Origin of the sequence: Uliginosibacterium sp. 31-12 (genome assembly GCF_030548425.1) — a bacterium.
Lineage (GTDB): Bacteria > Pseudomonadota > Gammaproteobacteria > Burkholderiales > Rhodocyclaceae > Uliginosibacterium > Uliginosibacterium aquaticum.
This window is the reverse complement of sequence record NZ_JAUOOA010000003.1, coordinates 328992-342518: the sequence shown is the minus strand read 5'-3', so window position 1 is coordinate 342518 and position 13527 is coordinate 328992. Positions and strand designations below refer to the sequence as shown.

The 13527-nt window shown below is 65.6% G+C and carries 15 protein-coding genes; 12 read left to right on the top strand and 3 right to left on the bottom strand.

Annotated elements, in window-relative coordinates:
• Window positions 1-9: 9 nt before the first annotated feature.
• The 3 genes from Q3Y64_RS08720 to Q3Y64_RS08710 form a co-directional block, all read right to left on the bottom strand.
• On the bottom strand, window positions 10-1305 hold the full coding sequence (locus Q3Y64_RS08720) for a hypothetical protein (protein ID WP_303561030.1): 1296 nt from the start codon (window positions 1303-1305) through the stop codon (window positions 10-12).
• 126 nt (window positions 1306-1431) lie between these two features.
• Window positions 1432-1665, bottom strand: a complete 234-nt coding sequence (locus tag Q3Y64_RS08715; RefSeq protein WP_303561028.1) for a DUF2249 domain-containing protein — start codon at window positions 1663-1665, stop codon at window positions 1432-1434.
• The gene (locus tag Q3Y64_RS08710; protein WP_303561026.1) at window positions 1665-2114 is read right to left on the bottom strand and encodes a hemerythrin domain-containing protein; all 450 of its coding nucleotides are present in this window, start codon (window positions 2112-2114) and stop codon (window positions 1665-1667) included. Before Q3Y64_RS08710 ends, Q3Y64_RS08715 begins: the two co-directional genes overlap by 1 nt.
• 204 nt (window positions 2115-2318) lie before the next feature.
• Between Q3Y64_RS08710 and Q3Y64_RS08705 the strand changes: the two genes are divergently transcribed.
• The 12 genes from Q3Y64_RS08705 (at window position 2319) to rarD (ending at window position 13484) form a co-directional block, all read left to right on the top strand.
• Window positions 2319-2840, top strand: coding sequence for a sigma-70 family RNA polymerase sigma factor (locus Q3Y64_RS08705; RefSeq protein ID WP_303561024.1), 522 nt, complete (start codon window positions 2319-2321; stop codon window positions 2838-2840).
• Between the two features lie 105 nt (window positions 2841-2945).
• Window positions 2946-4100 carry a FecR domain-containing protein gene (locus Q3Y64_RS08700; RefSeq protein WP_303561022.1) on the top strand — a complete coding sequence of 385 codons (1155 nt, stop codon included), beginning with the start codon at window positions 2946-2948 and terminating at the stop codon, window positions 4098-4100.
• A 133-nt stretch (window positions 4101-4233) separates the two neighbouring features.
• The gene (locus Q3Y64_RS08695; protein ID WP_303561021.1) at window positions 4234-6612 is read left to right on the top strand and encodes a TonB-dependent receptor; all 2379 of its coding nucleotides are present in this window, start codon (window positions 4234-4236) and stop codon (window positions 6610-6612) included.
• 98 nt (window positions 6613-6710) lie between these two features.
• Window positions 6711-7019: an iron uptake protein gene (locus Q3Y64_RS08690; protein ID WP_303561019.1), complete on the top strand. Its 309-nt coding sequence runs from the start codon at window positions 6711-6713 to the stop codon at window positions 7017-7019.
• A gap of 10 nt (window positions 7020-7029) precedes the next feature.
• A complete protein-coding gene (locus tag Q3Y64_RS08685; protein ID WP_303561016.1) occupies window positions 7030-8730 on the top strand; it encodes a PepSY domain-containing protein in 1701 nt (566 codons plus the stop codon).
• Window positions 8723-9040 carry a DUF3325 family protein gene (locus Q3Y64_RS08680; protein WP_303561014.1) on the top strand — a complete coding sequence of 106 codons (318 nt, stop codon included), beginning with the start codon at window positions 8723-8725 and terminating at the stop codon, window positions 9038-9040. The genes Q3Y64_RS08685 and Q3Y64_RS08680 overlap by 8 nt, the downstream gene beginning before the upstream one ends.
• 65 nt (window positions 9041-9105) lie before the next feature.
• Entirely contained in the window at window positions 9106-9357 is a 252-nt protein-coding gene (locus Q3Y64_RS08675; RefSeq protein ID WP_101942174.1) for a YkgJ family cysteine cluster protein, read from the top strand.
• A gap of 175 nt (window positions 9358-9532) precedes the next feature.
• Window positions 9533-10354 (top strand): undecaprenyl-diphosphate phosphatase, encoded by an 822-nt coding sequence (locus tag Q3Y64_RS08670; protein ID WP_303561012.1) that lies wholly within the window; start codon window positions 9533-9535, stop codon window positions 10352-10354.
• A gap of 219 nt (window positions 10355-10573) precedes the next feature.
• Entirely contained in the window at window positions 10574-10810 is a 237-nt protein-coding gene (locus Q3Y64_RS08665) for a hypothetical protein (RefSeq protein ID WP_303561009.1), read from the top strand.
• Between the two features lie 9 nt (window positions 10811-10819).
• Window positions 10820-11908 (top strand): hypothetical protein, encoded by a 1089-nt coding sequence (locus Q3Y64_RS08660; RefSeq protein ID WP_303561007.1) that lies wholly within the window; start codon window positions 10820-10822, stop codon window positions 11906-11908.
• Between the two features lie 122 nt (window positions 11909-12030).
• Window positions 12031-12603 carry a YqiA/YcfP family alpha/beta fold hydrolase gene (locus Q3Y64_RS08655; protein ID WP_101942249.1) on the top strand — a complete coding sequence of 191 codons (573 nt, stop codon included), beginning with the start codon at window positions 12031-12033 and terminating at the stop codon, window positions 12601-12603.
• Window positions 12600-13484: an EamA family transporter RarD gene (gene rarD / locus Q3Y64_RS08650; protein ID WP_303561003.1), complete on the top strand. Its 885-nt coding sequence runs from the start codon at window positions 12600-12602 to the stop codon at window positions 13482-13484. The genes Q3Y64_RS08655 and rarD overlap by 4 nt, the downstream gene beginning before the upstream one ends.
• Window positions 13485-13527 lie beyond the last annotated feature (43 nt).

Genomic DNA, 13527 nt, shown 5'->3' with positions numbered 1-13527 from the left:
TTGCGAGACTCAGGGATTACCCGTGGCCGGGCGAACGCGAGGTGGCAGGGTGTGAAGCAGGGCGAGGCGCTGGCGGTAGGCGTGCATCGCGCGAGCCAGCAAGCTCAGCTGGACGAGCTTGCTCGCCGCGAGCAGGGCCGCACCGGGCAGGACCAGCACGGGAACGAAGGCGGCCGTCGTGAGCACCAGGCTGGCGCCGAAATCGGCCAGCAACTGCGCACGCTGGGCGCGCTCAGGCACGATCTGGTGCAGCAGGGGCAGACGCGCGCGGGCCTTGTTGGCGCGCTGCCAGTGCAGCCAGATCAGGAAGGGCACGATGCGGTAGAGCATCACGCTGATCGTGCCACCCCCCAGTCCGGTCAGTGCCAACACGCCGAAGGCTACGCCCCAGTGCGGGTCCGACGCCAGGCTGGCGAGCAGGCCCAGCAAGGCCAGCCCGCTGCTCAATGCAGCGACCGCCAGCCAGCCCCAGTGGAAGGCATCGCGCTCGCCGCGCCGCGCTTCCACCACGCGCAGCCCGGTGAGCAGGCCGAAAGCCAGGCACAGAACGGCCAGCAAGGCCGTACAGAGTTGTGCCAGCGTGCTCCAGCCGGCCAGGCTGGCGAGGCCACCGGCGAGCAGCAGCAGTGGCAGGCCACGCGTAGCCAGCTCCCAGTGCCTGGGATAGGGCGCGCTGACATGGAACATCGGCACCACCACGCTGCTTACGCTGATGATCAACCCGCCGACCCAGCCGATCAGCCCCCACTGCGCGTGCCAGTCAACGAGTTGCAGGAAGGGCAGTGCCCAGCCGAAACGCATCACGCCAATCAGTGTGAGGCCCAGCAGTACGGTGGCGGCAAAGGCCAGGGCATTGCGGCGCAGGGCGGCGGGCAGGGTGGCTTGCAGCTTTTGCTGCCACAGCGCGCGAAGCAGCTTGGCCAGAAAACTCAGCAGGCTCGCGGCCAGCAGCAGGCCGGCTGTGAGCAGCCAGGCCGGGTCGGCGAAGAGGAAGCCGCCGGCGAGCGCGTAGGCCCCTGCCAGCAGCGCGAACAGGATCAGCCAGTCCAGCCGTGGCCAGCGCGGCAGGGCCAGGCCGCAGGCTACCGGCACGAACTGCAGGAGCGCTCCCAGCATCACCGGCATCAGGCCGGCCAGGGCGAACAGATGCACGGCGGCCAGCGCGGCCGGATGCCAGCGCGTGAGCAGCGCTTCAGGCTGCCAGGCCAGCAGGATTCCCGCCGCGCCCATGCCGGCCAGGCCGGCCAGAAAGTGGGCGAAGGAAAGATCAGGCGCAGGCGAGGCTTCGGTGGAGACGAGTTGCATGGGCGTGTACAAGCGGAACTGGCCGCGAAGGTTTCGGTCGGGGTGCTTGTGGCCGGGTCAGAGACTTGTTTTCGTAGGGGCGACTTCAGCCGGCCTGCCACGCGGGGTGTGCGACTGAAGTCGCACCTACGAGGTTTGTCCCGCCGCCGCGATGTGCAGGCGGAACTGCTCGTAACCCGAAAAATCCTCGCGCTTAGCCGTCCATGTCCAGCCGCGCTCGCGCAGCCAGTCGTAAAGCGGGAAGGGCTCGCGGTGGATGAGCACTTCCAGCGCTTCGCCGGCCGGCAGCACATCCAGTGCGGCCATGATTCGTTCGAAGGGTTCGGGTGGCGGCAGGCCGCGCACATCCAGTGTTTCCATCAGGCCTCCCGGCGCAGCACGATCTGTGCGCTGAGCTCATCGACGCCCGTCCCAAGGCCTTGCTGCGCCATCGGGTAGAGGATGTTTTCCTCCTTCATGTTGTGTTGCTGCAGCAGGATCAGCAGGGCTTCGCCGTAGCCGCGCACGCCGTCCGTCTCCTGTGAGGCGATGGATTCGGCCAGATCAAGCAGCAGTTCGCGCGCTTCCTCGTGCTCCATGCGCATGACGGCAGTGGGCCCGCATGTCATGCCGGAGCTGGCTTCGAAGGCCGGGAAGAGCACTTCCTCCTCGGCGGCGAAGTGGGCCAGGATGTCATGGCGCAGGGCTTCGAAAGCGGCGTTGGCGGCCTGCCAGTCGCCGCCGATGGCGCTGCGGCGCAGCGCGCCGAGCTGCTCGTCGCAATGGCGGTGATCGGTGGTGAGATAGGTCACGAAATCAGGGGAGCTCATTGTTTTATCCATTCTCTGAGTGTGGTCTGAGTATGGGAATTGCCGCCCCCGGCTGTAATTGACTCGTATCAAGCGCGTCAGCGCCGCTGGCGGCGGTGCGCGTCTCGTCGCGGCGAGGCCGACACAAGTGTGCGACTCTGTGGTTAAATGAGAATGGTTCTTGTTAAGAAATCATGAACAGCTTCAAGCTGTTTCAACTCATTCGTGGATTCTGTCGTGCTGGAGCGTTATCACCGCGAGCTGCTGAATTTCCTGAATCGCCAGGTGAGCGATCGCGATACGGCGGCTGATCTTGCGCAGGAGAGTTTCCTGCGGGTGCTGTCGGTGCAGGGCAGCGGCCAGGCCATCCTGGATGTGCGGGCCCTGCTCTATCGCACGGCCCGCAATCTGATTGTCGATCTCCATCGGCGCGATGCGGTGCGCCGGCACGAGCCCCTCGATGCCTTGCCCGAAGAGCTTCATCCGCCGGCGCCACGCCATCTGCAACCCGAAGAGGTGCTGGCCTCGCAGCAGATCATCCGTGCCTATGTGGCCACCATCGAGGCGCTGCCGCCGCGTTGCCGTGAAGCCTTCGTGCTGTCCACCCTGGAAGGCCTCAGCCATGCGCAGATTGCACAGCACATGGGGGTTTCGGTCAGCATGGTGGAGAAGCATATGGTGCGCGCAATGGTGGCCTGCAAGCTGTGTGAGCGGCAGCTGCGTGGGGCGGGCTCCGGCTGCGTCTGAGCTCGGCTATAGTCCGCCCAAAAGTACGCCCGTCTGTCGCAGGGGTGAGGAAATGCCCACCCTCATGCGTCTGCAGAACAAGAACATGTCTTCCGCCCCCTGCCCATGAACTCGCGCCCACACGACCACGCCCCCGCCGCCTCCCCGGATCCCGAAGAGGATGCGCGCGACTTCGACGCCTTTGCTCAGGATCAGGATCCGCTCGACATCGAGGCGGCGACCTGGGCGCTGCGCCGGCGCAATGGTCTGGACACAGCGGGTGAGGCTGAACTGGCGGACTGGCTGAAGGCGGATCCGCGCCATGGTGCGGCCCTTGAGGACATGGAGCACACATTCGATGAGCTGCGGCATCTGCCCGACGAGCATCTGGCGTCCCTCAGGGCCGGCCTGGGTGAGCGGGCTGCAGGCGTTCCGCCGCAGGCTCCGGCCCCGGCCTGGCCGCCTGCCTTACCGCGCCCGCCGGCTCGCAGCGGCTGGAGGGCATGGCTGCAGGGCGGCTGGTTGCCGCAGGCCATGGCGGCGGCGCTGGCCTGTGTCGTGGTGGCAGGTGCCTGGCTGGGCTGGCAGCAGTGGCAGTTGCAACCGGGCTTCGTGCAGGCCTATGCCACCGAGCGCGGGCAGCAGCTCAGCGTGACCCTGCCGGATGCGGCCAGCCAGGGCAGCACGCTGCAGCTTGATACGGCCAGCCGGGCCGAGGTGCGCTTGTTCCGCGACCGTCGCGAAGTGCACCTGCAGGAAGGTCAGGTCATGTTCGTCGTGCATCCGGACGCGCAACGCCCTTTCCATGTGTGGGCCGGAGGGGTGCGCGTCACCGTGGTGGGCACCCGTTTTTCAGTGCGCCACAGCCAGAGTGGCCGTGATGCCGGCCAGACGGTAGTGGAAGTAGAGGAGGGACGGGTGCGGGTGGCGCCCGCCACCGTTGATGCCCGCCTGGCGAGCGTGGAGTTGCATGCCGGCCAGCGTGTGGTGGCAGATGGCCGCGGCCAGCTCAGTGCGCCCGCCGCACTGCCACCCACCGCCGTGGCCCCCTGGCGTGAGGGGCGGGTGAGTTTTGACCAGACGCCGCTGGCCGATGCCATCGCTGAGTTCGAGCGCTATGGCCATACCGGCCTGGTGGTGCGTGATCCGGCCGTGGCGGCGCTGCCGGTGGGCGGCAGCTACACCTTGCGCCAGTTCCAGCAGTTCGCCCGGGCCTTGCCGCAGCTTCTGCCCGTGCGGCTGGAATCGCGCGGCGCGCTCACGGAGGTGGTGGCAAGGTAGCGGCAAAAAAAACTTTGAAGAATTCTCATTTGCAACATGAGGATTCGCTGGGGGTGGTGCGTCTTCATCGGCAGGAGGATCCGCAGCGGCGAGCTGCGGTCCGGCAATCAACGACCGATTCAGGAGTTCCCCCATGTGCGCAGCGCTGCACCACAAGAAACGCTTCACCCCGGCGCCCTTGGCCCTGGCTGTCGCCCTCAGCCTGACCCTGGCGGCCACGGCGCCGGCCCATGCTCAGAGTGGCACCCCGGCGGCTGCCGCGCTGAGCATCAACATCCCGGCCCAGCCACTGGGCCATGCGCTCAACGAGCTGGCGCGGCAGGCCAACCTGCAGCTGAGCTTCCCGGCCGAACTGGTGGCCGGCAAGACGGCACCGGCCGTATCCGGCCAGCTCACACCGCGTCAGGCGCTCGATCGCCTGCTCGTCGGAAGTGATCTCGAAGCCAGCGTGGACGGCAGCGCGGTGCTGGTGAAGAAGGCCCCGCCGCGCACGGCCGGCGCTGACAAGGAACTGGCCGCGGTCGTGGTGAGCAGTCTGCGCGCCAATCGCGTCTCCAAGGGCGCGACCGGTCTGCCGATGGAGGTCAAGGAAACGCCGCAGAGCATCAGCACCTTTGACTCAGTCGACATGCAGAACTACGGCGTGACCGGCAGCAATCAGGCGCTGCAGATGGTCACCGGCATCAATGTGGAGCAGTACGAGACCAACCGGGCGACCTTTGAATCGCGCGGCTTCGAGATCCAGCTCACCCAGATGGATGGTCTGGGCATGACCAACAGCTGGGGCACGGTCGTGGGCCAGCAAGACACCTTCCTGTTCGACAAGATTGAGGTCATCCGCGGCGCCAATGGCCTGCTGACCGGGGTGGGCAACGCCTCCGGCACGGTCAACTACGTGCGCAAGCGCCCCACCAACAAGGACGAGGGCCAGGTGGTGCTGGAAGGCGGCTCCTACGACAAGAAGCGCGTTGCGCTCGATTACAACAAGGTGCTGACCGAAGACGGTACGGTGGCTGGCCGTGTCGTGCTGATCCATCAGGACAAGGACTCCTGGATCCGCAGCCTGAACGATCGCGACACCACGCTGTACGGCGTGATCGACAGCCAGATCGGCAGCAACGGTGTGCTGACGGTGGGCGTGACGGACCAGGATCATCGCCAGAAGTCACCGATGTGGGGCTCGCTGACGCTCAACTACGCGGACGGTAGCCAGGCCAGCTTCGATACCAGTGCGTCCACCTCGCAGGACTGGACCTACTGGAACACCAAATCGACAACCGCCTTCGCTGAATACACCCACTATCTGAGCGATAACTGGGAAGGCAAGTTCACCTACAACAAGCGCCACGCCGAGGAAGAAACGCGCCTGCTCTACGCCTACTCGCTTTCGGGGGCGCTCAACAATGACAACACCGGCCTGGTCGGCTGGCCCTATGGCAGCTTCACGACGACTGACAGCGATCTCTTCGACCTCAACCTGAGCGGCAACTTCAACCTGTTCGGCCGCAAGCACGAGCTGATCACCGGCCTGAGTCACTCCATCGAGGAAACTGACACCGATACCTACGGTTTTGATTCCAGTTACATGCTGCAGGCCTTGCCGGCCTTCCCCTACGGCGGCAACGTCTATCCGGAGCCGAACTGGGGCGCACGCACACCGGCCTCCGGGGGCAAGCAGACCCTGACCCGTCTCTATGGCGCGACCCGTCTGGCGCTGACTGATGAGCTGCGTGCGATCGTGGGTCTGAACTCCGTGAAGCTCGAGCGTGAAGGCAGCTCGCGCTACGGCTCGGTCACCACCACCACCGAATATCCCGACACCCGTAAGTCCAGCCCCTATTACGGCCTGACCTACGACATCACACGCAACTTGCTGGGTTACCTCTCCTATTCCGAGATCTTCCAGAATCAGGACCAGACCGACTACAGCGGGGCCTATCTGGACCCGATGAAGGGCGTCAACCGCGAAGCCGGCCTGAAGGCCGACTGGCTCGATAAGCGCCTGCTGACCACTGTCGCCGTGTTCAGCGCCAAGCAGGAAGGCCTGGCTACCTATGACGGTATGACCAGCGCGGGTCAGTACGCCTACGTGCCCAAGGATGTGAAATCCACCGGCTTTGAGCTTGAGGCCACCGGCAAGATCGGTCGCGACGCGAACCTGGCCCTGGGTTTCACCCGCATCAAGCTGACAGGGCCGGATGGCAATGACATCTATGAATGGGTGCCGCGCACGCAGGTGAAGGCGCGCTTCGACAGCGCCATCCCTGGCTTGCCCGCGTTGCGTCTGGGCCTCTCCACACGCTGGAATTCCGACGTGAGGAAGAACGGCGGCGCCCGCCAGGACGCTTATTCCGTGTCCGATGCCTTCGCCCGCTATCAGATCACCCCGGAGATGTCGGCCCGGCTCAACGTCAACAACCTGTTCAACCAGAAGTACGTCACCGGGATTGCCTATGGCGCGGTCTATGGCGAGCCACGCAGTGCTTACCTCACGCTTGATTACAAGCTTTGAGCTTTGAGCCCGGACCGGCAGTTTGATGCCGGTCCGGCGTACGCCATCCAGACCGGACCTGCCGGACCTGCTTCACCCAACAGGCTTAGCCCAAAGACATGACACGCACGCATTCGCGACCCCTGCAGCAACTCGGCATTGCCCTGCGCATCCTCGCTGCCATCCCCGGGAGCTGGGCTTTTTCCTGGGGCTTCGTGGCCTGCGGCACGGCGGCCCTGGTGGCCCTCGGCGCGCCCTTTCATGATGCCGAGACGGCTCTGCTGATGCTGGGCCTGCTGGTTTTTGCCGGCGTCTTCCTGTGGTCTTTCGCTGCGCGCAGCGTGTTGCGGGTGTGTGCGGTGCTGGTCGGCGGTGCCCTGCTCTTCAACGCTGCGGCCCTGCTGCTGCAGCGCGCGATCCTGTCCTGAGGGCGCCGTCATGTTCACGAGTTTTCGCCAATCCATGGCCTGGCTGCATACCTGGTTCGGCCTTGCGCTGGGCTATGTGCTGATGGCCTGTTTCTTCTTCGGTGCGCTGTCGGTGTTCGACCGCGAGATCGACCGCTGGGCGCTGCCCGAAACGCGTTTCGCACCGCAGCCCATGCCTTCCTTCGACAAGGTCTTGCTGCCGGCCTTCGCGCGACTCGAAGCGGACCCCGCCGACTATGCCCTCAACATGCCGGCGCTGCACGATGCGGCCAAAGGCCCGCAAACCCCGCGCCAGGAACTGCCGCCTGACGAGTACTGGGCCTACACCACCCACCGTGATCCGGTGCTGGCCATTGGCGCCGGCTTCCGCGTGCCGCAGCCGAAAGATCCGGGCCTGGAAAACCATATCCACGCCAACGCCACGATCGATCCGCGCAGCGGCGCGGCCGTGCCTTCGGACCAGCTCAAGATCGGCAGCCAGTGGTTCTACCCCATGCACTACAGCCTGAACTGGCCGTGGCAGAACATGGGCATCTTCACCGTGGGCCTCGCCGGCCTGGTGATGCTCGTCGCCCTGGTGAGCGGCGTGATCATGCACCGCAAGTTCTTCCGCGAGTTCTTCACCTTCCGCCCGCAGAAACAGCCCCAGCGCAGCCTGCTTGATCTACACAACCTCACCGGCGTGGTGGCGCTGCCCTTCCACTTCTTCTTTGCCTTCACCGGCCTGCTGATCTTTGCAGGCTTCTACTACTTTCCGGTGTCGCAGTTCCAGCTCAAGCCCCTGCACGATCAGCACGAGATCATCGAGGCGCGCGAAACCGGCCTGCCGCATCAGCGTGCCGGCATCCCGGCGCCGCTGGCTTCGGTCGACGCCATGATGGCGGAGGCCAAGCGGCGCTGGGCCGCGCGCGACATGGCCGGCGAAGTGGGCTTCCTGCAACTGCATCACCTGGGTGACGCCAACGGCTATGTGAGCATCTATCGCGCCGGCAGCGACCGCGTGGCCCTGGTCGGCGAAGCCATCCACTTCAAGGCCAGCAGCGGCGAAGTGCTGCGCGAGGAGCCGCCGCGCGCGGCCGTGCCGGCGCTCAACGAATTCCTCACCGGCCTGCACCTTCAGCATTTCGAGCACTGGCTGTTGCGCTGGCTCTACGTGCTGGGTGGTCTGCTCGGCTGTGCCTGCATCGCCACCGGCTTCATCTTCTTCGTCGAAAAGCGCAAGCGGCAACACGCCGCAGCCGGCAGTCAGGGCGCCCGCATAGTGGATGCCCTGGCCGTAGGCTGCGTCACCGGTATGGTGATCGCGGCGGTCGGCATGCTGGTGGCCAATCGCCTGCTGCCCTCCGGGCTCAGCGGCAAGGGGGAGTGGGAGCAGCAGATTTTCTGGGGTCTGTGGTTGCTGGCCTTCGTGCATGCCGCCCTGCGCGGCGCTCCCGTGGCGCAGGCACGCATCAATCCGGCCTGGCGCGAGCAGTGCTGGGCCATCGCCGCGCTGGCGCTGGCGGCGGTGCTGCTGAACTGGCTGAGCACCGGCGACCACCTGCTGCAGACGATCATCCTCGAACCGTACTGGGCCGTGGCCGGCGTGGATCTGAGCCTGCTGGCCGCCGCCGGCCTCGCCACCCTGGCGGCGCGCCGGCTGGCGCGGCGTGAGCAGCACGCGCTGCTCAGCCCGAGTGCTGCGCCGGAGACGGAGGTGGTTCATGCCTGAAGCTATTTGGCTCTTGCTTGCCAGTCTGCTGAGTCTGGCCGGCATGGCCTGGCTGGCCCTGGCGATGGCTGTGCATTGGGAGCAGGTCATGCTGCAGCCGGCGGCCCGGGCGGCTGGTGTACGCCTTTTGCTGCGTGGCACGGGCGCCTGCGCCCTGGCCCTCGCGGCCGCTGCCTGCCTGCTGGCTGACCGGCCTTCGATGGCGCTGCTGGTGTGGCTGATGTTGCTTGCTGCCAGTGCCCTGACGGTGGCCCTGACGCTCGCCTGGCGACCGGCCCTGTTGCGCGGGCTGTGCCCCCTGCGAGGCTGAGAAGCCCTCGACGACGCGGCCCATCGCTGCGATGCTCGGGGCTTCGTCTCCTGCTTCCCGTCCGTATGAACTGTCGCTCTGGTTGCGCCGCCTGCTGCATCGCGCCCTCGATCTCCAGCCCCATCCCCGGCATGCCGCAAGGCAAGCCGGCCGGGGTGCCCTGCATCCAGCTCGATGCAGCCTTGCGCTGCAAGATCTTCGGCATGCCCGGTCGCCCGGCCGTGTGTGGCGGGCTGCAGCCTTCGGCGGAAATGTGTGGCGATTCGCGCGAGCAGGCGATGCACTGGATCGGCGCGCTGGAGCAGGCCACGCGCTGATCGCATCGCGCGTCGCCGCCGTCTGTCGCGATCGAATTCTGCAGGCGTACGCCACGCGCGGGCTGTAGCCCTGATGTGCCCCGAGGCCAAGTTCATCACGCCGGCATGCATCATGGCGCGGCCTCGCCGCAGTGCGCCCGTATAATCCGGGTTTCCCCCAGCACGGCGCATTTTCATGGACCTCATCCTGCTGCTCAAGGCCGCCATTCTCGGCATCGTCGAAGGCCTCACCGAATTCCTGCCGATCTCCTCCACCGGCCACCTGATCCTGACCAGTGCGCTGATTGATTTCAGCGGCGACAAAGCCAAGCTGTTCATGATCGTCATCCAGTCAGCAGCGATCCTCGCAGTGGTTTGGGAATATCGCCAGCGCCTTGGCCATGCCGTGGCAAGTGCCATGCACGAGGCCGCTTCGTTGCGCCTGCTGGTGAATGTGGCGATTGCCTTCGTGCCGCTCGCAGCGATCGGTCTGGTGTGCGGCAAATGGCTCAAGCTGCACCTCTTCAACGCGCCGGTTGTCGCCACCACCTTCATCCTCGGCGGCCTGATCATCCTGTGGGCCGAGCGCAAGAATCACCACGAGCGCGTCGCTGCGGTGGACGACATGAACTGGCTGGACGCGCTGAAGGTCGGTATTGCCCAGTGCTTCGCCCTGATCCCTGGCACCTCGCGCAGCGGCGCGACGATCATCGGCGGCATGCTCTTTGGCCTTTCGCGCCGCGCGGCCACCGAGTTCACCTTTTTCCTCGCCATCCCCACGCTGGGCATCGCCAGCCTGTACGAGCTCTATAAAGAGCGAGCCCTGCTCTCGGCTGACGATGTGGGCATGTGGGCGGTGGGCATGCTGTTCTCCTTCATCTCGGCTTTTGTCTGCGTGCGCTGGCTGATCCGTTTCGTGTCCACCCACAGTTTCAAGGTCTTCGCCTGGTACCGCATTGTGTTCGGCCTGATCGTGCTCCTCACCTGGCAGATGGGCTGGGTGCACTGGGCTGACTGAGTTTGATGCCTGAGTTCTGTTGTTCAGAAGCCCGGCTGTGACCGGGCTTTTTCATGCCTTGGGCCGGCCAGGCCGGGGGCGTCTGCAGGGGTGTTGCCCGGACGCGACGCCCGGATCACATGCCGCGAAAGCTTCGCCAGAAACTGGTCGCCTTCAGCCCGGTCTCTTTGTTAGCCTCCCCCGTCTTTAAAATTTTTAACAAGTTGTACGGGGGAAAAGATGTTCAAGTACGGATCGGGGTGTGCCGCGCTGCTGACGGCGCTGGTATTGGTTGCGTGTGGTGGTGGCGGTGGGGGAGGTGGTGCGAGCGCGCCGGCAACAGCCGCCGCGGCTGGTAGCAGCTCGTCTGCCGCGGCCTGCGCCGGCAGCACCAGTACGGCTACGGCCGATTTCAGTTTGTCCACGACGGCGGTGAGCCTCACTGGCACGGCGGGCTCGCCCCTGGCTTCCTCGTAGACTGTCACGATGACGGTGAGCAATCCGGCAGCGACCACCGTGTACATCACCCAGACCGATGCCTGGCTGACGATCACCCCCAATCTGGCCGGCGGCTATGCCACGGTGACGGCCAATGCCTCCACGCTGGCGGCGGGTTTTTACTGCAGCATCGTGAACGTCGCCCTGCGTAACGCAGCCGGGGCCACCCTGTCGTCGCGGGATGTGGCGGTGAGCTTCAGTGTTGCGACCGGTGCAACTGCGGCTTCGAGTTCCTCGCGTGCTTCGAGCGCCTCCAGCTCTTCGCTGAGCGTGCCGGCATCGGTGAGCTGGAACAGCTACAACGGAACGCTGCATCCGACTGCGGACGGCGCGCTTGTTCTCGGGAGTGGGAGTGGCAGCAAGTTCGTGCTGATCGGCGGATCGATCCCCGATTCGTTGCCGGCCTCCAGTTCGAGCTCCAGCACGAGTTCGACGAGCAGCTCTGCGGCCAGCTCAAGCAGTGGCACCGCATATTTCATGGATTACATGAGCGCCAGTGGTGGCACGCTGAGCCTAGATTCGTCAGCCGTGCCGCTGAACCGCAGCCTGATCCGCAGCAATAACACGCTCAACGCGAGCCCCAGCTATCCGCGTTACATGACTTTCCTGACCCGCGTGATGCCGGTGAGTGGTGTGAGCTATGACGTCAATACCCGCCTGGCTGAGTTCGAACTGGCCTTTGCCGACAGCCGTGTGGTGCTGGTGCTGCGCGGAGACGCCAGCAGCAGCAATGTGCGACTGCAGACTGTCGAACAGGGTGGGAGTGATGTGGTTGCGAAGATCGACATGACCCAGCCGCATATCTTCCAGATCGCGGTGACCCTGACCAGCGCCTACGCCGGTACCGTGGCAGTGTATGTGGATGGCGACTCCACCCCCTTGCTGGGCCCGCTGAGCACCACCAACATGCAGCGCACCTATGCGGTGGGGCAGGACTATGTCCAGTTCGGTGACAACCGCAATGTGGCCTTCCGCAGCAATCTGGACTGGATGGCATGGACCACCCAGGGCGCTTACAGCCCGGCGCAGCTGGCCGGCAAGCTACCCAGCGGCCTCGGGGTGACCACCGGTTACTGATTCGCTATTGCCGTAGTCGCGAGGGCGCAGCTTTGGCTGCGCCCTTTTTCTTTGTTGCAATGCATCACGCTGAGCGGCGCAGGCTGGCAGAATCCGGGTTTGCCGATTTCTGGCCGCTTGCCATGATCCTTTACCTCCACGGTTTCCGTTCCGGCCCCCAATCCCAGAAGGTGCAGGCGCTGGCCCTGCGCATGGCGCAGCGCGGCCTGGGCGATTACCTGTGGTGCGAACAGCTGTCGCCGGTGCCTTGCGAGGCGATTGCCCAGGCCGAGGCGCAGCTTGCGCGCTGCACCACGCCGCCACTGCTGGCGGGCAGTTCGCTGGGTGGCTTCTACGCAACCCATCTGGCCGAGAAGCATGCGCTGCAGGCTGTGGTGATCAATCCCTTCGTGCCCCATGCCGGCTTTGACCAGAGTCTGTTCATCGGAGAGCACCAGATGATCTACAGCGGTGAGCGCTTCAGCTTCACGGCGGAACACGCCGCGCAGATCGCCGCGCTGGATGTGGCGCGGATCAGTCGGCCGGAGAATTTCTGGCTGCTGGCCGAGGAGGGCGACGAGGTGCTGGACTACCGCCATGCGCTCAAGCGTTACGCCGGCTGCCACCAGAGCGTGCTGCCCGGCGGCGACCATAGCTTCACGCGCTGGGATGATTACCTCGATGCAGTGATCGAGCGCGCTGGGCTGGCCGCATGAACGCAGCACAACAAGGCACGCGCGCCGGTTTCCTGGCGGCGCTGACGGCGTTTTCGATCTGGGGCGTGGCCCCGCTGTACTGGAAGCTGCTGACCGGCGTGCCAGCGCTTGAAACGGTGGCCCACCGCGTCGTCTGGTCGCTGCTGATGCTGACTGGCGTGATGGCCTGGCGGGGGGGCTTCACGGTGTTGCGCCGGCTGGCGGGCGAGCCGCGCCTGATCGGTCTGCTGGCGCTGACCACGACCCTCACAGCGGTGAACTGGCTGCTCTTCGTGTGGGCCATCGTCAACAACCATGTGCTGGAAGCCAGCCTTGGCTACTTCATCGCGCCGCTGATCAATGTGCTGCTGGCCGCGATCTTCCTGCGTGAGCGTCTGCATGCCTGGCAGAAACTGGCGGTGGCCCTGGCCTGTGCCGGCGTGCTGTGGCGGGTGTGGCATCTGGGTACGCTGCCCTGGGTGTCGCTGAGTCTGGCCGTGACCTTCTCGCTCTACGGCCTGCTGCGCAAGCGCGCGCCGATCGGAGCCCTGGACGGGCTGTTTGTCGAGACCCTGCTGGCGGCACCCGTGGCGCTGGGCTGGCTGCTGTGGCTGCAGGCCGGCGGCGAGAGCCATTTCAGCGGTGCCGGCACGATTGCGGCGCTGATCGGCACCGGCCTGATCACCGCATTGCCGCTTTTTCTCTACACCGTGGGCGCGCGCCGCCTGCGCTACACCACGCTGGGCTTCATCCAGTATGTGGGCCCCAGCCTGCAATTCGCCCAGGCGGTGTTCCTGTTTCATGAGCCCTTCAGCCATGTTGCGCTGATCAGCTTCATGTTCATCTGGGCCGGGCTGGCGGTGTTTTCACTGGACGCCTTGCGCCGCGCCCGTGCGGCTTGAGCAGCTTCCGGGGCGGCGCCCGCTATAATCGCCGGTCGCAACC